Consider the following 20,702-nt stretch of genomic DNA (forward strand, 5'->3'; position numbering starts at 1 on the left):
CATCGTCCTGGTCCGTCCCCTACAGGGGGCTGGGCCGAGCACCACTTCCAGAAAGCCACAGTGGAAACGACTCCCAGCATTGCCGACAATGGATCCACCGCCCCCTTGTTCCTGCCGCAGTTCCCGGGCAGCGAATTGGCACCGAAGCCCCGCACCCTCATGGACATCCTTGAGGCCAGCGCGGCGGCCCACCCCGAAGCCCCCGCACTTGATGACGGCGAGCGCTCGCTGACCTACGCGGAACTGCTCGTGGCCGTCGACGAGATGGCCGGGCGCCTGCGCGCAGCCGGACTCGGCGCCGGGGACCACATCGGCATCCGCATCCCCTCGGGAACGCGCGAACTCTACATCGGCATCCTGGCCACGATGAGGATCGGCGCAGCCTACGTTCCCGTCGATGCCGACGATCCGGAGGAACGCGCCCAACTGGTCTTTTCCGAGGCCAAGGTCGCCGCGGTCGTGGGCGAAAAGGGCAAGATCACCTCCCTGCGCGAGACGGCAAACCCGGCGCCGGCCCGGGACGCCGCGCTGGGCGACGACGCCTGGATCATCTTCACCTCCGGATCCACCGGGACTCCCAAGGGCGTTGCCATCACGCAGCGCTCGGCGGCCGCCTTCGTCGACGCCGAGGCCAGGATCTTCCTGACAAGTGAGCCCCTGGGCGCCGAGGACCGCGTGCTTGCCGGCCTGTCCGTGGCCTTCGATGCCTCCTGCGAGGAAATGTGGCTGGCCTGGCGCCATGCCGCCTGCCTGGTGCCGGCCCCGCGTGCCCTGGTTCGTTCGGGCATGGACCTGGGTCCCTGGCTGGTGACCCGCGGGGTCACCGTGGTCTCCACCGTCCCCACACTCGCCGCCCTCTGGCCGGCCGAGGCCCTGGAAAACGTGCGCCTGCTGATCTTCGGCGGCGAAGCCTGTCCGCCCGAGCTTGCCGCCCGCCTTGCGGTTCCAGGGCGCGAGGTCTGGAACACCTATGGTCCGACCGAAGCGACCGTTGTGGCCTGTGCCGCGCAGATGGACGGCACGGATCCGGTGCGCATCGGCTTGCCGCTCGATGGCTGGGACCTTGCCGTCGTCGACGCCTCGGGCTTCCCCGTGGCCCCCGGTCAGAGCGGGGAACTGATCATCGGCGGCGTCGGACTCGGTCGCTACCTGGACCCGGCCAAGGACGCCGAGAAATACGCGCCCTTCGAAACCCTGGGCTGGGAGCGCGCCTACCGCTCGGGTGACCTGGTGCAGGCCGACCCCGAGGGTCTGGTCTTCCTGGGCCGGATGGACGAACAGGTCAAGCTCGGCGGCCGACGCATCGAATTGGGCGAAATCGATGCCGCGCTCCAGTCCCTGCCCGAGGTCTCCGGCGCCGCGGCAGCGGTGAAGACCACCGCCGCCGGAAACCAGATCCTCGTCGGCTACCTGGCCGCCGATCCCGCCTACGACACCTCGGCTGCGCGCGGGCGGCTGGCGGACATGCTTCCGGCGCCGCTGATCCCGCTGCTGGCAATCGTCGACGCCTTGCCCACCAAGACCAGCGGCAAGGTCGACCGCAACGCGCTGCCCTGGCCGTTGCCCGGAGCCACCGCCACCGGGCCCGAAGGGGTGCTGCCGGATCTCGGCCAGGACGCTGCATGGGTGATCGAGCAGTGGACCCGCGTGCTGGGGACCCCTGTCGGCAGCCTTGACACCGATTTCTTCGCCTCCGGCGGCGGTTCGCTCTCCGCCGCCCAGCTGGTCTCCGCCCTGCGCGTGCGCTACCGCACCGTCACGGTGGCCGAGATCTATTCCCACCCGCGCATCGGGTCCCTGCTCGAGGCCCTGGGCACCAGTTCCGGTGCCGAACCCGAGACCCGAATCGTCGAGCGCACCACCCGGCGCGCCCAGGTCTTCCAGACGCTGATGGGCATCCCCACCTTCATCCTGGTGGGCATGCGCTGGCTCGTGTACCTGGCCGCCGGCAACAACGTGCTCGGCGCCCTGGGGGTCTTCACCGACGCACCCAGGCTCTCCTGGTGGGCGGTGGCCGCCCTGTGGCTTGTCTTCGTCTCCTCCCCGGGGCGCATGGCGCTTTCGGTCATCGCGGCCCGGATGCTGCTGCGCAATCTCAAGCCCGGGAACTACCCGCGCTCGGGCAAGGTGCACCTGCGGCTGTGGATGGCCCAGCAGATCGCCGATCTGGTTGATCCCGTCTCGCTCGGCAACGCGCACTGGATCCAGTTCTACGCCCGCGCCCTGGGCGCGAAGATCGGCGCCGACGTCCAGCTGCATTCGATCCCGCCGGTCACCGGCCTGCTCACCGTGGGCCGCGGCGCCAGCATCGAACCCGAGGTCGATCTCACCGGCTACTGGATCGACGGGGACCGTGTCCATGTGGGCACCGTCGAGGTCGGTGCCGAGGCCACGGTCGGGGCACGCAGCACGTTGATGCCCGGCTCCGTGGTCGCCGACGGGGTGGAGCTGGCAGCAGGCTCCGCCCTTGCCGGAAGCACCAAGGCCTTCTCCTCCTACTCCGGCTCCCCCGCAGAACGCAGCGGCAAGTCCAAGCCCTCCTGGCCGCAGGAGCCGTTGCGTACCCGCCGGGTGCGCAACGCGATGTTCGCCGTGGCCTCCTCGGCCCTGGGCGCAATTCCCCTGCTCTCCATCCTGGGAGCCATCATCGCCGCTGCCCTGCTGCTGCGCGGCCAGGCCTCGCTGCACGAATCCCTGCTCCGGCTCACGCTGGCCGTCCCGGTGGCGGCACTGGTGTGGTTCGGCCTGAACATGCTGCTGGTGCTGGTGGCCACGCGCCTGCTGGGAATTCGCCTGCGCGAGGGCTGGCACCGGGTCGACAGCAGGATCGGCTGGCAGGTCTGGGCCACCGAACGCCTGCTGGACATGGCCCGCGACCTCCTCTTCCCCATTTACGCCTCGCTCTTCACACCCGTGTGGCTGCGCCTGCTCGGCGCCAAGGTCGGACGCAACGTCGAGGCCTCCACGGTGCTGCTGATCCCCAAGATGACCACCATCGGTGCCGGGGCCTTCCTGGCCGACGACACCATGGTCGCCACCTACGAACTCGGCGGCGGCTGGATGAAGGTGGGCCGAGCCAAGATCGGCAAACGCGCCTTCCTGGGCAACTCCGGCATCGCCGGAGCCGGGCGCCGCGTGCCGCGCAACGGCCTGGTCGCGGTGCTCTCGGCCACCCCCGCCAAGGCCAAGGCCGGGACCTCCTGGCTGGGCAGCCCGCCGGTGCGCCTGCGCCGCACCGCGGTGTCCTCCGACGATTTGCTCACCTACGCGCCGCCGCTGCGCCTGAAGTTTGCCCGCGCCCTGTGGGAAATCTGCCGGATCGTGCCCGTCGTGGTCACCGTCGGCGTCGCCGCGCTGGTGCTGGCGCTGTTGGACTTCCTGGCCGCGGAATACGGCTATCTGGCCGCGGCACTGCTCAGCGGCGCGGTGATGCTTGCCGCAGGTGCCGTCGCGGCAACCTCCGCGGTCGTCGCCAAGTGGCTGCTGGTGGGCCCCATCCGCCCGGGCGAACACGCCCTGTGGAGCTCCTTTATCTGGCGCAACGAGGTAGTTGACACGTTCATCGAAATGGTCTGCGCTCCGTGGTTCGCCCACTCCGCCGCCGGCTCCCCGGCCCTGGTCTGGTGGCTGCGGGCCCTGGGCGCGAAGATCGGCCACGGCGTCTGGTGCGAAAGCTACTGGCTGCCCGAGGCCGACCTGGTCACCCTCGGGGACTCCTCGACCGTCAACCGCGGCACGGTGGTCCAGACCCACCTCTTCCACGACCGGGTCATGGCAATTGATACGGTGGAACTCTCCGCTGGATCCACGATGGGCCCGCACGGGGTCATCCTGCCGGCAGCATCCCTGTCGGAAGGCGCCACCGTGGGCCCCGGTTCGCTGGTGATGCGCGGAGAATCCGTTCCCCCTTCAAGCTACTGGATGGGCAACCCCGTCCAACCCTGGAGCCAGCCGCGCGCATGAGCCACACCCAACAGACCGACACCTCCACCGCCGCCGAGGCTTCCTTCATCCCGGATGCCTATGTGCCCCGCTCCGGCAGCGCCGACTACCGTGTCACGCACTACGACCTGGACCTGGACTGCAAGCTCGGGGGCAACCGGCTCGACGGCAGGGCCACCATCACCGCCGTGGCCCTGGTCGAGCTGCACCGCATCAGCCTGGACCTGTCCGGGCTGCGGGCCTCCCGCTGCCAGGTCAACGGTGCCAAGGTGGCCCGGTCCACGCAGAAGGCCGGCAAGCTGGAGCTCCACCTGGTGACTCCGGTGCCCGCCGGGGAGCAGTTCACCGTGGAGATCCGCTACGGCGGGGTCCCGAATGTACGCGATGGCATCTGGGGCGAGGTCGGCTGGGAGGAACTCACCGACGGGGTGCTCGTGGCCGGACAGCCCAACGGGGCCCCCACCTGGTTCCCCTGCAACGACCACCCCAGCCAAAAGGCAAGCTACAGGATCTCCGTCAACACCGACGCCGGGTACCGCCCGGTCTGCAACGGAAAACTCGTTGACCGCCAGCGGCGCTCCAGCCGCGAACGTTGGACCTACGAGGTCAACGAGCCCATGGCCACCTACCTGGCGACTATGCAGATCGGCCGCTACGAGCTGCGCTCCCTGGCCGGCACCGAAGCCGGTGCCGCACCGCTGGGCGGACGGCATGCAGGTGCCCCGGTCCCGGTGCCCCAGCTGGTTGCCTCGAACACCTCCCAGCTGCGCCGGGTCTCCTCCGCATTGGCCGATCAGCCCCGGATGATGGAAACCTTCATCGAGGCCTTCGGCCCCTACCCCTTCGAGGACTACACCGTGGTGGTCACGGAGGACGACCTGGAAATCCCGCTGGAGGCGCACGGGATTTCCATCTTGGGCAACAACCACCTGCTCCCGGGATGGGAGCAGCAGCGATTGATCGCCCACGAGCTGTCCCACCAGTGGTTCGGGAACTCGCTGACCGTCGGGTCGTGGGAGGACATCTGGCTGCATGAGGGCTTCGCCTGCTATGCCGAATGGATCTGGTCCGAGGCCTCCGGCGGCCCGAGCGCCGATTCACGCGCCAGGGACGCTTGGGCGATGATTGAATCCCTGGAGCAGGACATCGCCATCGGGGCCCCCGGGCCCAAGGACATGTTCGACGACCGGGTCTACAAGCGCGGTGCGCTGACGCTGCACGCCCTGCGGCTGGCATCGGGCGATCGTGCGTTTTTCGCGATGTTGCGGGCCTGGACCGGGGCACGGCGCCACGGGACGGTCACCTACCGGCTCTTCCGGGACCACGTGGACGCGCACCTGCCCACCGCACTCTCCGCCGAGGCGTTCCTGGAACCCTGGCTCTTTGAAAAGGCGTTGCCGGCACTGCCTGCCCCGGCGGCAAACTGACAGCGGAGGGGGCTCGGCCCCACCGCCGTCGCGGTGCTCTTTTCACCGTATAGAGCCTGGTCACAAACCCCCTTCCGGGCACCCAATGTTCATCTTCCGTTCATGGCGCGCGGATACGGTCAACCCCATGCAATTGCTTGATTTGGCCGCCCACGGCTACTCCGTCCGCGACGACGACGATGACGACCCGGTGCTGTTGACCTCCACCGGCGAAGTCGTGGACACCTGGCGGGAGGGCTACCCGTACTCCTCGCGCATGGACCGTGCCCAGTACGACCTGGAAAAGCGGCTGTTGCAGATCGAGCTGCTCAAGCTGCAGGTCTGGGTCAAAGCCACCGGGCGCCGACTCGTGGTGCTCTTCGAGGGCCGCGACGCCGCCGGCAAGGGCGGGACCATCAAGAGGTTCACCGAGCATTTGAACCCGCGCGGGGCCCGCGTCGTGGCGTTGGAAAAGCCCAGTGAACGCGAATCCACCCAGTGGTTCTTCCAGCGCTACATCGCCCACCTGCCGGCCGCCGGGGAAATGGTCCTCTTCGACCGCTCCTGGTACAACCGTTCCGGCGTCGAACGCGTGATGCGCTTCTGCACCCGGGAGCAATTCGACAGGTTCATGCACCAGGCACCTGCTTTCGAGCGGCAGCTGGTTGATGACGGGATCGTTCTAGTGAAGTTCTGGTTCTCGGTTTCCCGCCGCGAACAGCTCACCCGCTTCACCATCCGCCAGATCGACCCGGTTCGGCAGTGGAAGCTTTCCCCCACCGACCTCGCCTCTCTGGACAAGTGGGACGCCTACACCGAGGCCAAGGAAGAGACCTTCCGCAGCACCGATACCGATTGGGCACCGTGGACCGTGGTGAAGTCCAATGACAAGAAGCGCGCCAGGCTCGAGGCAATGCGCCACGTGCTGAGCCTCTTCGACTACGAAGGCAAGGATCACGAGCTCGTGGGGACCCCCGACCCGCACATCGTCGGACCCGCCTCGGCAGTCGTCGCCGACGGTGAGGAATTCTAGGGTTCGGTTTCCCCCGCTGGGATGCGGCGCTGGACTGCGATTCGTGTGCGGTAAGAAGCGCCCTCGGTGGTCCGGTCCCGCGTGACCCCGTATTTTCCTGCGAATCAGAACTTCTCAAGTATCAGGCCCTTGAGGGTTCGGTTCCGTTATCCGAATCCCAAGGGAGTTCTTGGTTCCCACTTGCCGAAGCTTGAGAGAATTACCGTCATTTCGCACGCAGCACGAAGAAAATAAAGCTCAAGAACGATTCCCTGCCTTCGAATTGAGGCGGGATGAGTTCCGGGGGCGCATCGGCAGAGAAAGGTGGTTCACTGACTACCTCGATCTGGAATCCGGCCTTGGCAAATGCGTCCGTCATTTCGTGCAATGGTCGATGCCAATATGTGAGGATCGCCGGTTGGCCATTGAACGTGTGCTCATCTGAATACTTCGTGAGCTTGAAGTAGTCGGAACCGGGGTTGGTCCATGGGTAGAGGATCGGATGGTTGACAGACATGATGAGTCGGCCTCCGGGTCGCAGTACTCGCCGTATCTCCTGTAGCGGACTCAGCCAGTCTTGCAAATAGTGAAAAACCAGCGAGGAAACCACGTCATCGAACGTTTCCTCGGCGAATGGCAGCGGCTGGCCGAGGTCGGTTGTCAGCAGATCTGCTTCCGCACCAAGTCTTTTCCGGGCAAGGCTGATCATTGCTTCACTGGAGTCAAATCCTGTCACGCTGGCGCCGCGATCACGGAGCGCCTTCGTCAGCGGCCCGGAACCGCAGCCAGCATCTAGAATTCGACGATTACGGACATCCCCTGCGAGTTTTATCATCGCCGGCCGTTCGTAGAATCCATTGATCAGACTGGTTTCATTTTCAGTCGAGTACGCTTCGGCAAAGCTGTCGTAATCGGTGTCCTGCGTCATAAACCAATTCCTCCGGACCTCAGAATGGGGGGCTCATTTATATGAGGCTAACAGCCTTCCCGCATTCCCACGGATAATAATAGAAACGACACACTCACCCGAAATTAAGCTTTCGGGACGATCCTCTTTCAATATTCTGAAAGTCCAATTCCTCCCACTGGTTCCCATTAGCAGGACGGCCATGGCGCATGACCGGGTTCCTTGCGACACCGTGATTCGGCGGATGGACCATGACACGACAGCAACGCCGTCGTCTCCGGTTCGTCCCGGCCTGGTCGGTGATCCCCGATTCCGCCGGACCCTCCCCGTGCCAGTCGTCAAGTCAATTTGCGAAGAGTCTCATCATCTCGTCAAGAGTTGCGCAGGAACCAGGAACGCCCACGCCGGAGGCCCTTGGCCAACCTGTCGACCGCGTGAGCCGACTCGGCCGACCCGACGTCGGAAAACGACCCCGTCCCGCCATACAAGCTGAAGGCTGTTGCAGCGGCCGCACGGAGACCGCGCCTGTCCGCAACGCCGACGAACAGCTCGTGGAGCCAGCCGGCAGCGTGGCTCCGCTGCTTGTCGCTTTCGGAGCGAGCAACGGTGCGGACTTCGGCGATTGCGGAGAGGATTTCATCGCGGACAGTTTCAACAGCCCATCCTTTGCTACTCATGGAACAATCTTACGGATCACACCGAGCTGGGATGCTACATTCGGCGTCGAAAACCACACGCTAGGGTGGTCACATGATGACAATCATTTCAGCCCCAGGGGATCTCATCGTGGCAACCAAGGATGGTGTGGACGTGCGGTTCGCCGGGGTTGAGTCGATTGCCGACGCTCCGTTTTCCGCAACTGAATGGTTGGGAAAACAGGGAATAAGACTCCACCTCGAAGGGATCCGCAGTCCCGAAACCCAGCGCCGCGACGAACACCACGTCAAGGAAATATCGCAGTGGGCAAACCTGAGGGAACGTGATGGGGCGGAAACAGCCGGAGACGCACCGGCGATGCCCGGTCAGTTAGTTCTTGGCCCTGTTGGAGCGGATATCTCGGATGATTTAGGAACCATCTATCGATGGTCTGCCGGACAAGTCGCAGGAAGCGGGACCGATTGGGATGCCACCTGGGTGTATCTTCCGGAACCTCCTGCTGCTGCCCGATTCCTACGCATTGACTTCACTCTCGATGGAGAACCAACTGGAAAAACATGCAATGTGCAGCTTGGTTAACGTCCAAAAATCTTTCGACAAGTGTTCCTGGCGTCGACGCCAAAGACAACCAGACAAATAGGATTCGCTGTGCTGGGGGGTGCTTTCTCGCAGCATTCGGGCTTGGTGCGGCCCTGTTGATTTCGGGTTCGGCGGTCGCCGTTGGTCTCATGGCTTTTTGGTTCGCCCCCGAATACATTCGAAGCTGGCGGGCAGGGACTGGAAAAGCCATCCGAAACCCTTCTCTGGAAGGCCCCCTCCGGGTGTGATCGTACGGCCTACTGGTAGGAAACGAACCATGGCTTCGGATCGATGTCGAAGGTCTGCTTCGGTGTGAACGTCGGGGAGTCCTCGTCGATGAAGTTCTTCCACGCCATCCTGATGCCGTCGGGCAGGTCACGGCGCAGGCTCTTCCACGTCTCCATCTTCATCCCCGGCGTGCCGTTGCCGTCTGCATGCAAGACCATCGCGAGTTCGGGGTGCGAGGTATCCAGCGCGGACCGGTTGCGGATCATGCTCAACTTGAACTGGTGCAGGATGACGACCTTCTGCGGCAGGTGGTGCTTGCGCGTCAGCGCAGCCAACCAATCGTTGGTGCGGTTGAGCTCAGCGGCATCCACGGAACCGATTTGGACCATGTGACGCTGGCCGGGCTTGAGCCGCCACTCGGGGTCGTAGGCAATGCCGACGTTGGGGTAGACCAGCAACTTTTCATAGTGCTTGGCCTGGGTCAGGAAGTCGTTGCGACCCGGTTGCAGGTCAAGAACCACGTATACCCCTGCTTTCTCGGCCGCCTTCACCCATGACTCGAGTCGTTCCACGGGAACGTAGCTGGAGTACTTCCCGTCCTTGCCCGCGGACGCCGCGGCGACTGTCGAGATGATCTCGAAGGCCGGCACGACCTTCTCCTTGCTAAAGGGCTGGTACTCCGCGGCGTACTTTTTGGCGAGCTTGATGGCCCCATCGACGTCCTGTTCGCCTAGCAGACCCAGTGAAGCCGTCCCGGGCGTCCCGTACAGCGCGACCATGCGCCGGTCCGGAAACACGATCTGCCCGCCGCCTGGAAGTTGCATTCCTCCGGCAGCCGTTGCCGCCAGGGCAGAGAAATCCGCGGCTTTCCCGAAGCCGCCGCCGATCGCGTACAGCTCCGAGTCCGCGTGTTCCTGGAAAAATTTCTGGTTCTTCGCAGCCCTTGGGTCAGGCGAGGCCATGGTGTGGAGCTCGGCCCCTGCGGCTTGGGCCGTGACCAGTGCCGGACCTGCCGCTTCCGCGGCTTCTTCCCCCGAGCGAACGACGACGGCGAAGCCGGAATCCGTGGTTCGCTCGACCGGGTCAATGTCTGGCAGATCGGCATCGGATGCCGCCCCTTCGACAACTTCCCGACTCCCCGCCAGTGAATCCGGCACAGTTCCGTGGGCAATGAGGGTACGTGCGCCCAGACGCTCCAGCTCGGCGGAGAAATCTTGCCGCTCCGTTGCTTCGTCCGGTGCGTCGCCAGGTGCCACGAGCAGCGGGACGCCGAGTGCGCGGGCCTGACCGGCGGCGGCTTCCTGCCCGCCGTCATTGCCCAGCACGACGACTGCGGGTGCCTTTTCGAAGAACGCCTCGCTGGCTTTCAGTGCCATCTCCGCGGGGTTGCCGCCGATCTGGCCGATGCCAGCCTCGGCCCCGGCCAACACAACGCTGTCTTGGTTCTCCTGCGCTTTGGCACCGACAACGCCGGCGTCGTCCCCAGGATCCGCTGCGGTGCACCCGGCCGCGACCAGGGCAAGAACCAGCCCGGAAGCAACCGCAGCGAGACGTCCCCTTGCCCGAATCGTCATATTTTTACCCCCGCGTCGATCATCAGCCAAAGATTTTCACCGGCATCGTTTTATCGTTCCTTCAACAGAAAGCGCCTTCGAAACCGTTGGAGAGGCTTCAACGACGGCAACCACTAAAGGAGAACGATCACCACTAATGACACTAGCAACAACTTCCGTTGTTACCCCAACGAGCTGGCTGGCACAAGAACCGGTAAAACTTGAGCCGGTGGATACGAGGCCTTGGCCATGCGCTTACGCCCAGGGTGGGACGACTGACTCGCTGGAGCGCGGGCTGGACGGGGCCATCGCGAATCAGGACTCGGCGTCCGCCGCGTCACAGGACTTGTTCTTGAGGATGGGTAACCTCCCGCGTAACAAGGGGACAAGCACTTCCATATTGGCCAACATGGATTGAAGGCCCGGCCAATGGGCCAGCGGGCATCCTGCCACCGCACCGAGTCGCATGGCGATTCTGTCCCGCTCCCACGAGATGCTTTCCATGTGAGGCTCGCGTCACGCGGTGGGTTTTGTCCTGCGGAAGGTTCCGCTATCGGAATTCCACAGTCTATAGATCCCGGCGTCTCCCGGTCGTCAAGGGGTGATTCGGTCGCCCACAGACCAGCGGATGCTGCATGTGCAAGACTGAGCGGCATGACTTTAGACAAGGAGCTGGACAGGATCTTCGCTGCCCGAGACCGGGCGAACATGCAGCCGACCATCGATGCGTTGCTTCCCCTGCTTGCTTCGAATCCCGGGAATGCGCGAGTGCTCTACGAAGTCGGAGGGGCATATGACACTGCTGGCAAGGAAGAAACAGCCCTTGGATTTTACGAGAACGCCCTCGCTGCTGGCCTCAAGGGCGATCTGCTCCGCCGTTGCTATGTCCAATACGGGTCAACCTTGCGAAACGTGGGGCAGTACGCAAAGTCCAGCGCGGTCTTCGCGACAGCTCGCACTGAGTTTCCCGGGTCCCCATCGCTGGGGGTGTTCGAAGCAATCACCCTCCACGCAGCAGGCCGACCAGATGAAGCCATTGCTTCGCTGCTTGATGTGGTGGTGGATTTCGTTCGCTCTCCGGACATCGATAGATACAAGTCGGCGATCAGTGGGAACGCGGCCTATCTCCGCTCGCTGGATGGACGAGGTACACCCCCCTGTAGCTGAGTCCCGCTGAAGGATCCCGAGGGCAAACTCGCGCTACCTGGTCCGTGAAACGATCGTTATCGCGCTGGCAGCCCTGGGCCGAACCAGCGGCATAGCGCGTCCGTCAGGTCTTGGGCAGTTCCTTGCCCAACCCAGGCAACATATCCGTCCGGGCGGATTAGCACGGCGGTAGGAGGCGTCACGTCACCCAGGAGGGGCAGTCGCCACGGGCCGGTATACCGGGCCTCGACCTGTTGGACGTGATCGGCCCAGGGTTCGATCTCGAAGTGGCTCAGACCGTCGAGTGTTAGCAGGACCGGCTTTGCATCGTGGAGCAGCGTGAAGACACGGGTCGGACCGTTTGCCGTATCGAGATCAAGATCCGGCATGCGGCGTCCGAGAAGCGGGTGCCCCTCCCCTAAGTCGTAGGTGATGTCGAGTCCGTGGATCAGTGCGGCAACGTGCCGCCGAGGCTCATCCATCGACATGAGTTCCTCGTCGGTCTCGGCGAGCGCCTCGGTTCGGGCATCGGCGCGTTGCAGGGCTGTTTGCGCCATCGAATGCTTGAGCGCGCGACCACCGACGGGGTGTCGCTCCGCGTGGTAAGTGTCCAGAAGGGACTCGGGTGAGAGGCCATTGATCACCTGTGCGAGCTTCCACCCAAGGTTGACTGCGTCCTGCAAGCCCAAGCCGATCCCCTGGCCGCCTGCGGGATAGTGAACGTGAGCGGCGTCCCCGACCAGCAGCACCCGGCCCTTGCGATAGGTCGCTGCCTGCCGCGTGGCGTCGGTGAATCTGGAGATAGAGGTCGGTGTATGCACTCCGAAGTCTGTTCCATACGCCCAGGTCAGGGAATCGCTCAGGTCACCCAGGGTGGGATCCTGCCGCGAACCGACCTGTCGCTCCGTCGTGATGACACGATAGGTACGCCCGTCCGGCATCAAACTAAAGCCGTGGACCCCGGACTCATCCAAGTGCGTACCGGAGGGTACTTCATCGGTTGCTTCCACTTCGGCGATCAGGTTGCTCCGGGTCGCGTCCCAGCCGGGGAAGTCGATGCCGGCGCACTTGCGGACCACGCTGCGGCCCCCGTCCGCGCCGATAAGAAACGCGGCCCGGATCTTTGCGCCGTCGGCGGTCTCGACTTCGACGCCGGACTCGTCCTGGATGAAGCCAACCACCTCATGACGGCGATGGACGGGCACCCCGAGCTCCTTGATCCAGTCTTCGAGGATTGGTTGGATGCGGCTCTGCCACAGGCCGAGCCCGTAAGGGTGCCGCGTCGGAAAGTCGCTGATATCCAGAACCGACTTTCCGAATCGGGCCGTCTGCACGGTCGTGCCCTCGTCCAGGAATCGACCGGCGATCCCCCGCTGGTCAAGGATCTCAATGGTGCGACAGTGAAAGCCGCCCGCACGGGATTCCGTCAAGGCCCCTGTCGGAAGCCGCTCCATGATCGCCACGTCAATACCAGCCAGTGCCAACTCACCAGCCAGCATCATGCCGGCCGGTCCACTTCCCACGATGATTACGTCTGCCATCCCATCCCATCCTCTTCGCGTGATGCTGTGCTGACGGGCACGCCAGAGCAGTGTATTCCACAGCACGGGTCTTGCTGCAAGACCCCCTCGCGGCGCTATCCTGAAGGCGGGAGGGGGTGCTACCCCTCCTGGAAAACTGTCGTCGCATTTCCAAAATTGCCCTTGCAGATCCTCGCCGAGCGGGGCAGGGTCTTCCCTTGCGGGCGGACCAATGCGGGCGCGAACGTTTTGCCGTGCGCGGCATTCAGCGGAGACGCGTTTTAGGCGCGGGCCTGGACGAGATTGGCGAACGGCAACCTACCGTGCAATTGGCGGAACTCGGCATGGTAGTTTGCCTGGGCCGCATTGAGCTCCTCCGCAGGTAGCTCCTTCCATGCCATGAGAAGGGCTCCTGTTTCCGCCAAATGCCAGATCAGCCGGCCGTCCCAGTGTCCCGGCGGCTTTCCATTTCCGAAGTCCAAAAATTCTTGGATCTGGCGTCGAAGCCCGCGGTTGCCCTTACTGCCGGGGCTGGCCTTGCCAATGAAGAGGACATCTGCGTCCTCAACCCATTCAGCGGTGAGCCCGGCCATGGGCAGGGATGGATTCTTCTTCTTGAAAATTCCGGCCGTGCTTTTGGTGAGGAACCGCGGCTCAAACCCCTCGGGCCGCAACACAACGAATATCCCCTGACGCTGCGGAATCCGATTGATTTCAAGGTCCGTGATGGGGCGGAATCCGGTGAATCCGTCGTCTTTGAGCGTTTTTTTGTTGAACGGCATCGGATTCCTTGGATCTTGGCGGCGGGAATGTTGCGGGGCACTCTCCCGGAGGTGCCATGATTCGCACCTCCGATGCTACCCGGCCGGGCAATGAACGCGTTTCCCCGATGCCAGGCGTGAGGTGGTCGTCCCGATCTTGCAGGGCGCCGCGTCCGGGGGCCTCCCCCGCGGAAAATGGTTTGCACATCCGCTGGATGTCGGTGAAAGGGCAGCGTCCGTGGGATAGCAACCTACAGTGCCGGCCTATGGTTCGGGAAAATGCCGGTGCCGTCCAACCACCGCAGGACAGTGTCGGCAAATTCGCTCGGACGCGTCTCGTGAACGTTGTGACCAGTGGGTATGGTGACGAGAGCGCACTCGGGGATGAGCCCTGCGACCTCCACGAGTAGGTCCTGCGGAACAGGGCTGGTGGGACCGCCTCCGATGAGCAACGTGGGAGATGCGATATCGGGCAGTCGCCTCCACCAGCGGCGAGTGGAATCGTTAACCTGTTCAACGATGGCCGGCACGACCGCCCAATCGAACCCCAGGACTCCCTCGGGGCGTTCGGGAACCGGCCGTGTCCGGGGGAACGGCGGCGGGACGTCCTCGACCACGAGCCGTGCGATGCGACCCGGCTGCGCTTGGGCAACCATATATGCGACAGCGCCGCCCATCGAGTGGCCGATCAGCACCACGTCGCGCAGATCCATGATGTCAAGGACCTCGATGACGTCCGCGCGCATGAGTTCGAACGAGTAGGTGCCCGGCCGATCGCTGTCGCCATGCCCGCGCAAATCCAGATTGACTACTCGAAACAGCGAAGCGAACCGCTCCTCGACCCCGGACCAACTCGCTGCTTGTTCCCCGAGCGCGTGCAACAGGACCATCGGCGGCCCACCGGCAGGGCCGGAAATGCGGCAGCCGATTCGGATTCCGCTGCCGAGCTCCACCAACCGCTTTTCCACCTGCGAACCGCGGCCGCGCCGCCATGAATATTCGTGGCCGCCCGGAGAGGGATTGCTCGTTGAGTGTTGGTCCCTCACGAATCCGGCTCGTATCCGATGAGCCAGTGCAGCCCGTGGCGGTCGATGACCTGGCCGTCGGAGGCTCCCCAGGGCTTGGGGGAAAGCGGATCCAGCACCTTCCCGCCAACTGCGAGTTTGTCGAACCACTCGTGGAGGACGGACGGTCCGGCGGTCCCCAGCAACGAGAGCATGAGTCCTTCGAACTTGACGCTCTTTCCTCCCGTGGCAGCATCCGATCCGGCCAGCGCCACTACGCCGTCGAGAACGCCATGGGCGATGGATTCCGGCGGACCGTCCTTTCGGCCAAATTCTTCATAGGTGTACAAGGAGAGTTTTCCGCCGAAAACGTCCGCATAGAAGCCGAGCGCTTCACGCGCCGTGCCGGGGAAACTGACATAGATCTGGGGAGCAGCCATGGGCATAGCCTACGAAAACTGTTCTCCTTCCGCTACAGGTCGATCGGGGCCAGGGGCGCAAGCGGGGCCACGGCCCCGGCCCAGGATCGGTGCCGGTGAACCGATCGATCGTGGCCGGCCTCGGGGTTGGCCCGCCGAACCGAGCCCAGGCGGTCGTTCTCACAGCGGCCGCCCGTAGGGATAATCAACCCAGGCTCCGGTGCCCTCCTTCGGACATGCCTTTTCGGCGCCCTTCCGGGTGCTCCACGCATCCGCTGGATAGCTGGCACCCTGGAGCACCTTGTCCAAACTCTCGACTTGTTCCTCACGCCCGTCGGCGTATCTGACGTCGAATCGAAAAGAGCGATATGGAATCTTCAGCCAGCGGGACTTGGTCCACACGGACGTGGCACGGGCGGCAACCGGGATTTCTGCGCTCATTCCCCCATCTTGGCACGAACGAATGTGCGCTGGCGCTTTCGAACCCGGCCACCGATGCCTACCGGGTCTGGTCCCCCGCGCTTCCGCCCAGCATCCGGCTTGCCAGGTCCTGGTGGGCCAGGCGCCGCATCGCGGCAAAGATCGGATCGTAGAGCGCCGTTCCGAGCACCGAGTACTCCACGGCCCGCGATGTGTCGGCTTCGGGCAGTTCCGCCATGTCGATCTCGGCGATCGCCATGATGTGCCGTGCGTAGCCGTGCAGCCGTTCGCGCCCCATGGGCAGGCCGGCCGCTTCGGCGGCGGCCAAGGCGCGTTCGAGCTGGGCGACGGCCGCGTAGCCGGGGTCGCAGAGCTGGCCGATCTCCGCCAACGCCGCCCGGGCCCGCGGATAGTCACCGTGTGCGTCCGCCTCCACGGCCGGCGGCAGCACGGCGATCGCTCGTCCCAAAGTACTGTAGCGGTCGGCCTCCGGTTCGTCGATGATTCCAACGATGGTGCGCACCCCTGCCAGCGGCAGCCCCACGACCTCGGTGAGCGCGCGGATCAGCGCCAGCCGGCGCACATGCTCTTCGCCGTAGTCGGCCATTGTTGCACCGACCGACTCTCCGGGGGCCAGCAGGCCCTCGCGCAGGTAGTATTTCACGGTCGCCAGCGGCATCCCGGAGCGCTTGAGAAGTTCGGACATTCGCATGCGGCAACCCCTTGTGTTGGATAGTTAAGGTATCTATGTTGGATAGTACAGCTATCCAAACGGGTTCGAAAGAAACACCCCCATGGAACCGAGCACGTTGGTCCTCGCCGGAATTCTGCTTCTGGCCCTCATCACTGTCGAATCAGGCGGCGCCTTCCTCGTCCGCGTCGCCGCCGGCGGGGTTCCCGCCAACGACCTGCAGAAGTCTTGGTACCGGGCAGGGCACGCCCATGCAGCGGTCCTGCTGGTTCTGTCCTTGGCGATCCTAGCCTTCGCCGACCACCTCGACGTCCCGACCTGGGTCGACTGGATCGCCCGCTCAGGCGTCCCGGTCGCCGCTATCTTGATGCCCGCCGGCTCCTTTCTCTCGGTGCTCGGGAAAAACCCCGAGAAGCCCAACCGACTGTCGCTGCTGATCGGCCTCAGCGCCGCCTCACTTACCGCGGGGCTGTTGGCCGTGGGGATCGGGGCGATCGCCACCGGGGCCGGGAACGCCTGAGGATACGCCGCAGGCTGGCAACACGCCCCCCCAGTTCGCGGGGGTGCGGGCGGTTTGTTCCCGGGGCTTCGACCGGGCGGATTGGCGACTTATCCACAGCCCTGCAGGCCACGGGTCCACCGACCCGCGGATCGGTCCATGCTGGGATTCCCGCACCGAATCCCCAAGGATGGCCATGACCACGACGAGCAAGCAATTGCGCCGAAAACACCGCAAATCACCGAAAGCACGGCGACCCGGCCCCCACCCGTCGCGCGCCTCGGGAATCGAACGGCTCCACGGGCTGGAACCTGCCTACATCGCCTGGAGATCCCGCACCGTGACGCACGGCCAGGCCCACGACGACTGGGACGGGTTGCTTGTCCTCCTAGAGTCCTACGCCAATGTCTGGCCATTCAACGCACCCGACGCGTTGGCCCCCCGACCATTCGCCACCATGATCAAGTCCATCCGCCGGCTGCCCGGTGATGTCGCCTGCCAGGCCCTGAACCGCCTGGATGGCTACCTGCATTTCCTGCAAGACAACGGCCGATGGACGGCCGGAAGCGAGGACTTCGGCCTGTTGCACATGCTGGTGCTGATGCGGATTCCTGGCTCTGCCCATCGACGAACCCCTCGCGAATGCCCGATCGACATCCCCGCCAGGCACGGCCACGGCATAGCGCTCGTGCAGTGGGCCGCCTATCTCCTGGACGAGATGATTGAGGGGAAATTCATTCCGAATTCCACCGCATCGCTGGCGCTTCCGGTCACAGATCCTGCGGGCCCCATCCTGCTGGCCCCGGGACTCTACCCGCTTCCGCTCACGATCTTCATGGACCTTTTCACCGCCATGGACGAAGCGGAGCTCTTCGAAACCGCTGGAGACGAATGCGCCTGGGACGAGGACGAATATGTCGGGGAAGTTCCGGAGAACAGCGGCGAGCCCTATCCCACGCATGCGGGGATTGCCTTGCTGGATGACGGGCATCCACGAAACCAGGATGCCATCCGCAGCCTGCTGGCCGCCTACCTCAAGATCCTGATCTGGGCCGAGGCCAAGCCCGCGGTCGGCTTGGCAGGCCTTCGACGGGCCGAGGAACGCTTGGCCCTCCTTGCTGACGTCTCCAAGCAACCATCCGTTGAACGGGCCACCACGGAAACGAACATGTTGACCCTCGGCGAAGACATCCAGGACCGGCTAGCGGAACGGTATGGCGAATTATCCGCCTCCATCTTCGCTTGGCTGGAAGCCGGGGTCTTGGAATACACCGCCGGAACCCTCGTCGCGCAGCCTATTGTCCGCGAGGCCATCAAGGATCTACACGACGAATACAACGAACGCCGAAGGCCGGCCACCGCCCGCGATTTCGCGGGAGGTGGCCGGCCTTCGTAGCCCGTGTTGCCGGCGGGCGTTAGCGCTGCACGGCTCCGAACCGCTCGGCGGCAAGTGCCACCGCGGCAGCACGCGCCTCGGAAGCTTCGTCGGCTGTCAGCGTGCGATCCGCGGCACGGAAGCGCAGGCCGAAGGCCAGCGACTTCTTGCCTTCCGGAATCCCGGTGCCCGAGTACACGTCGAAGAGTGCAAGGTCCTCGAGCAGTTCCCCAGCGCCTTCGCGCAGGGTCTCGAGCACCTCTGCCGCCACCACGTGCGCATCAACCACCAGGGCCACGTCCTGGGTGGAGATCGGGAAGGTAGAGATCTCCTTGGCCACGATCACGTCGGCAGCGGCCTCGAAGAGCTCGTCCGCGTTGATTTCCATCGCGACGGTGCGCTCGGGCAAGTCCAGCTCGGCCAACAGCTTCGGATGCAGTTCGCCGGCGTAGCCGACGTGCGTGCCGTTGCGAAGCGCCAGGGCCGCGGTGCGTCCCGGGTGGAATGCCTGGTGCGAACCCTGCGAGACGACGACCTCGACGCCCAGCACGTCACCGACCAGCTTGGCGGTGTCCAGCGCATCGGCCCAGTCGTAGACGCGCGGGACGTGTGCGGCGGCAACCGGCGAATCGTGTCCGGTGAGCACCGCGGCAATGTGCGTCGGCTGGTGCGGCAGCCCGTTGTACAGCGCCTCGAGTTCCTCCTCGGAGGGGCGCTCCCCCAGCGGCGGGATCGTGGCGGTGCCCAGGGTCTCGCCGGGCAGGAAGACCTGGCCGGCCTCGTACAGCGCCAGGTCGCGGAAGCCGCGGCCGTGGTTGCGGCGGGCGATGCCCAGCAGGCCCGGCAGGATCGAGGTGCGCATGAAGCCGAACTCACTGGACATCGGGTTGTTCAGCTTCACGGCCGCAACCTCCCCGGCCTCGGGGGCACCGAAGGTGTTGTTCTGCACCTTGGTGACGAACGGGTAGGAAAGCACCTCGGTCAGGCCCGCGTCGGCCAATGCCGCCACGACGCGGCGGCGCTGGCCCTGCACGCGGGAGAAGCCGCGGCCCGGAGGGGCCGTGGGCAGCGTCGCCGGGATCAGGTGGTAGCCGACCAGGCGGGCGATTTCCTCCACCAGGTCCTGCTTGGTGGCCAGGTCGGGGCGCCATGACGGCGCGGTGACGCGGTAGCCTGACTCGACGTTCTGAATCTCCGCGCCGATCTCGCCCAGCGCCCAGGTGATCTGCTCCTCGGTGTAGTCGATGCCGATCAATGCCGAGGCGAACCCGGCGGGCAGGTCGATGACCACGGCTTCGGGCGCGGTGCCCTCGTCGGTGATCTCGGTGGTGGCGGTGCCGCCGGCCAGCTGGACCAGCAGGTCCACGGCGCGCTGGGCGGCCACGTCGGCGATGTTCCAGTCCACGCCGCGCTCGAAGCGCTTCGAGGCCTCGGAAGGAAGCTTGTGGCGGCGGCGCGAACGCGCAATCGAGATCGGCTCGAAGTGCGCCGCCTCGATGAGCACCGTGGACGTCGCGTCGGAGACCTCGGTGGCCGACCCGCCCATGACCCCGGCAACGCCGATGGCCCCGGATTCGTCGGTGATCAACAGGTCCTCGGCGTGCAGCTTGCGCTCCTTGCCATCGAGGGTCTTCAGCGTCTCATCCGGGTTCGCTCGGCGCACGGTGATGGTGCCGGTGAGCTTGTCCGCGTCGTAGAAGTGCAGCGGCTGGCCAAGCTCCAGCATCACGTAGTTGGAAATGTCGACGACCAGCGAGATCGAGCGCATCCCTGCCAGGTTCAGCCGGCTGGCCATCCACGGCGGGGTGGGCAGTGCCGGATTCACTCCGGTGACCTTGCGGGTGAGGAACCTGTCGCAGCCGTCCTTGCCGTAGATGCCGGCGGCATCGGCAAGCTTGACCGGGTGGCCCGGTGCGGTGGCAGCATCCACCGTGACCAGCGAGGCAGGGTCGGTGTAGGGGGTGCCCGTGGCATGTGCGTATTCGCGGGCCACCCCGCGGATGGAGAACGCGTAGGAGCGGTCCGGGGTGACGTTGATTTCCGCCGCCTGGTCGTAGAGACCCAGCAGTTCCATCGCGTCGGTGCCGATCTCCGGGTCAAGGCCCAGGGCCGAGAGCACGATGATGCCGTCGTGGTCGTCCCCGATGCCCAGCTCGCGGGAGGAGGCGATCATCCCGGCCGAAACGTGGCCGTAGGTCTTGCGCGGGGTGATCCGGAAATCGCCCGGAAGCACGGCGCCGGGCAGGGTCACCACGACCTTGTCGCCCTCGACGAAGTTGTGGGCGCCGCAAATGATGCCCTGCACACCCGAGGGGTCGATGCCCTCGTTCGTCAGGGTCTGAGTGGCACCTTCGGGCACCACGCGGACCTGGCACCAGTTGATGGTCTTGCCGTTGGTCTGCTGCTCCTTGACGATGGACAGGACCTGGCCCACCACGATGGGGCCGGAGATCTCGTCGGTGGGACGGTGCACGTCCTCTTCCTCGAGGCCTACCTTGACCAGCTCGGCCATGACGTCTTCGGCCGAGGCATCGGCCGGTACCTGCGCGTATTCGCGCAGCCATGAAAGTGGAATACGCATGT

The 20,702-nt window shown here is 64.9% G+C and carries 17 protein-coding genes; 7 read left to right on the forward strand and 10 right to left on the reverse strand.

All coding sequences use genetic code 11. From position 1 onward, the window contains the following. The first annotated feature begins 159 nt into the window (after positions 1-159). From Q2T94_RS00855 to ppk2, 3 genes are all read left to right on the forward strand, one after another. Complete coding sequence (locus tag Q2T94_RS00855) at positions 160-3,963, forward strand: Pls/PosA family non-ribosomal peptide synthetase (protein ID WP_302263331.1); 3,804 nt, start codon at positions 160-162, stop codon at positions 3,961-3,963. Then, the gene (locus Q2T94_RS00860) at positions 3,960-5,369 is read left to right on the forward strand and encodes a M1 family metallopeptidase (RefSeq protein ID WP_302262516.1); all 1,410 of its coding nucleotides are present in this window, start codon (positions 3,960-3,962) and stop codon (positions 5,367-5,369) included. The genes Q2T94_RS00855 and Q2T94_RS00860 overlap by 4 nt, the downstream gene beginning before the upstream one ends. A 127-nt stretch (positions 5,370-5,496) precedes the next feature. Then, positions 5,497-6,381, forward strand: coding sequence for a polyphosphate kinase 2 (gene ppk2, locus Q2T94_RS00865; RefSeq protein WP_302262517.1), 885 nt, complete (start codon positions 5,497-5,499; stop codon positions 6,379-6,381). Between the two features lie 205 nt (positions 6,382-6,586). On the opposite strand, the gene Q2T94_RS00870 is transcribed toward ppk2, so the two are convergent. Beyond that, positions 6,587-7,288: a class I SAM-dependent methyltransferase gene (locus Q2T94_RS00870; protein WP_302262518.1), complete on the reverse strand. Its 702-nt coding sequence runs from the start codon at positions 7,286-7,288 to the stop codon at positions 6,587-6,589. Between the two features lie 350 nt (positions 7,289-7,638). After that, positions 7,639-7,944 (reverse strand): hypothetical protein, encoded by a 306-nt coding sequence (locus tag Q2T94_RS00875; protein WP_302262519.1) that lies wholly within the window; start codon positions 7,942-7,944, stop codon positions 7,639-7,641. A 73-nt stretch (positions 7,945-8,017) separates the two neighbouring features. Between Q2T94_RS00875 and Q2T94_RS00880 the strand changes: the two genes are divergently transcribed. After that, the gene (locus tag Q2T94_RS00880; protein ID WP_302262521.1) at positions 8,018-8,503 is read left to right on the forward strand and encodes a hypothetical protein; all 486 of its coding nucleotides are present in this window, start codon (positions 8,018-8,020) and stop codon (positions 8,501-8,503) included. A 257-nt stretch (positions 8,504-8,760) separates the two neighbouring features. On the opposite strand, the gene Q2T94_RS00885 is transcribed toward Q2T94_RS00880, so the two are convergent. Beyond that, complete coding sequence (locus Q2T94_RS00885) at positions 8,761-10,305, reverse strand: hypothetical protein (protein WP_302262522.1); 1,545 nt, start codon at positions 10,303-10,305, stop codon at positions 8,761-8,763. 633 nt (positions 10,306-10,938) lie between these two features. On the opposite strand from Q2T94_RS00885, the gene Q2T94_RS00890 reads away from it, so the two are divergent. Continuing rightward, positions 10,939-11,451 carry a tetratricopeptide repeat protein gene (locus Q2T94_RS00890; RefSeq protein ID WP_302262523.1) on the forward strand — a complete coding sequence of 171 codons (513 nt, stop codon included), beginning with the start codon at positions 10,939-10,941 and terminating at the stop codon, positions 11,449-11,451. A 56-nt stretch (positions 11,452-11,507) separates the two neighbouring features. Here Q2T94_RS00890 and Q2T94_RS00895 read toward each other — a convergent pair whose 3' ends face one another. The 6 genes from Q2T94_RS00895 to Q2T94_RS00920 form a co-directional block, all read right to left on the reverse strand. Next, positions 11,508-12,971: an FAD-dependent monooxygenase gene (locus tag Q2T94_RS00895; protein WP_302262524.1), complete on the reverse strand. Its 1,464-nt coding sequence runs from the start codon at positions 12,969-12,971 to the stop codon at positions 11,508-11,510. A gap of 260 nt (positions 12,972-13,231) precedes the next feature. Further along, positions 13,232-13,732, reverse strand: a complete 501-nt coding sequence (locus Q2T94_RS00900; protein ID WP_302262525.1) for a hypothetical protein — start codon at positions 13,730-13,732, stop codon at positions 13,232-13,234. A gap of 230 nt (positions 13,733-13,962) precedes the next feature. Next, on the reverse strand, positions 13,963-14,757 hold the full coding sequence (locus Q2T94_RS00905; RefSeq protein ID WP_302262526.1) for an alpha/beta fold hydrolase: 795 nt from the start codon (positions 14,755-14,757) through the stop codon (positions 13,963-13,965). After that, entirely contained in the window at positions 14,754-15,155 is a 402-nt protein-coding gene (locus tag Q2T94_RS00910; RefSeq protein WP_302262527.1) for a VOC family protein, read from the reverse strand. The genes Q2T94_RS00905 and Q2T94_RS00910 overlap by 4 nt, the downstream gene beginning before the upstream one ends. Before the next feature lie 159 nt (positions 15,156-15,314). Further along, the gene (locus tag Q2T94_RS00915; RefSeq protein WP_264270274.1) at positions 15,315-15,575 is read right to left on the reverse strand and encodes a hypothetical protein; all 261 of its coding nucleotides are present in this window, start codon (positions 15,573-15,575) and stop codon (positions 15,315-15,317) included. A gap of 58 nt (positions 15,576-15,633) precedes the next feature. Then, on the reverse strand, positions 15,634-16,266 hold the full coding sequence (locus tag Q2T94_RS00920; protein WP_302262528.1) for a MerR family transcriptional regulator: 633 nt from the start codon (positions 16,264-16,266) through the stop codon (positions 15,634-15,636). A gap of 82 nt (positions 16,267-16,348) precedes the next feature. On the opposite strand from Q2T94_RS00920, the gene Q2T94_RS00925 reads away from it, so the two are divergent. Continuing rightward, positions 16,349-16,765, forward strand: a complete 417-nt coding sequence (locus Q2T94_RS00925; RefSeq protein WP_302262529.1) for a hypothetical protein — start codon at positions 16,349-16,351, stop codon at positions 16,763-16,765. A 175-nt stretch (positions 16,766-16,940) separates the two neighbouring features. Next, on the forward strand, positions 16,941-18,140 hold the full coding sequence (locus Q2T94_RS00930; RefSeq protein ID WP_302262530.1) for a hypothetical protein: 1,200 nt from the start codon (positions 16,941-16,943) through the stop codon (positions 18,138-18,140). A gap of 19 nt (positions 18,141-18,159) precedes the next feature. On the opposite strand, the gene pheT is transcribed toward Q2T94_RS00930, so the two are convergent. Beyond that, on the reverse strand, positions 18,160-20,700 hold the full coding sequence (pheT, locus tag Q2T94_RS00935) for a phenylalanine--tRNA ligase subunit beta (protein WP_302262531.1): 2,541 nt from the start codon (positions 20,698-20,700) through the stop codon (positions 18,160-18,162). Positions 20,701-20,702: the final 2 nt, after the last annotated feature.

It is taken from the genome of Paeniglutamicibacter sulfureus (assembly GCF_030512175.1).
In the GTDB taxonomy this organism is placed as follows: domain Bacteria; phylum Actinomycetota; class Actinomycetes; order Actinomycetales; family Micrococcaceae; genus Paeniglutamicibacter; species Paeniglutamicibacter sulfureus.

Bases quoted from the DNA above. Each gene is read 5' to 3' on its own strand.
- pheT (WP_302262531.1), bottom strand. From the start codon at position 20,700: ATGCGTATTCCACTTTCATGGCTGCGCGAATACGCGCAGGTACCGGCC.
- Q2T94_RS00875 (WP_302262519.1), bottom strand. From the start codon at position 7,944: ATGAGTAGCAAAGGATGGGCTGTTGAAACTGTCCGCGATGAAATCCTC.
- Q2T94_RS00895 (WP_302262524.1), bottom strand. From the start codon at position 12,971: ATGGCAGACGTAATCATCGTGGGAAGTGGACCGGCCGGCATGATGCTG.
- Q2T94_RS00855 (WP_302263331.1), top strand. From the start codon at position 160: ATGGACATCCTTGAGGCCAGCGCGGCGGCCCACCCCGAAGCCCCCGCA.
- Q2T94_RS00920 (WP_302262528.1), bottom strand. From the start codon at position 16,266: ATGCGAATGTCCGAACTTCTCAAGCGCTCCGGGATGCCGCTGGCGACC.
- Q2T94_RS00915 (WP_264270274.1), bottom strand. From the start codon at position 15,575: ATGAGCGCAGAAATCCCGGTTGCCGCCCGTGCCACGTCCGTGTGGACC.
- Q2T94_RS00880 (WP_302262521.1), top strand. From the start codon at position 8,018: ATGATGACAATCATTTCAGCCCCAGGGGATCTCATCGTGGCAACCAAG.
- Q2T94_RS00890 (WP_302262523.1), top strand. From the start codon at position 10,939: ATGACTTTAGACAAGGAGCTGGACAGGATCTTCGCTGCCCGAGACCGG.
- Q2T94_RS00930 (WP_302262530.1), top strand. From the start codon at position 16,941: ATGACCACGACGAGCAAGCAATTGCGCCGAAAACACCGCAAATCACCG.
- Q2T94_RS00860 (WP_302262516.1), top strand. From the start codon at position 3,960: ATGAGCCACACCCAACAGACCGACACCTCCACCGCCGCCGAGGCTTCC.
- Q2T94_RS00925 (WP_302262529.1), top strand. From the start codon at position 16,349: ATGGAACCGAGCACGTTGGTCCTCGCCGGAATTCTGCTTCTGGCCCTC.
- Q2T94_RS00885 (WP_302262522.1), bottom strand. From the start codon at position 10,305: ATGACGATTCGGGCAAGGGGACGTCTCGCTGCGGTTGCTTCCGGGCTG.
- Q2T94_RS00900 (WP_302262525.1), bottom strand. From the start codon at position 13,732: ATGCCGTTCAACAAAAAAACGCTCAAAGACGACGGATTCACCGGATTC.
- ppk2 (WP_302262517.1), top strand. From the start codon at position 5,497: ATGCAATTGCTTGATTTGGCCGCCCACGGCTACTCCGTCCGCGACGAC.
- Q2T94_RS00910 (WP_302262527.1), bottom strand. From the start codon at position 15,155: ATGGCTGCTCCCCAGATCTATGTCAGTTTCCCCGGCACGGCGCGTGAA.
- Q2T94_RS00870 (WP_302262518.1), bottom strand. From the start codon at position 7,288: ATGACGCAGGACACCGATTACGACAGCTTTGCCGAAGCGTACTCGACT.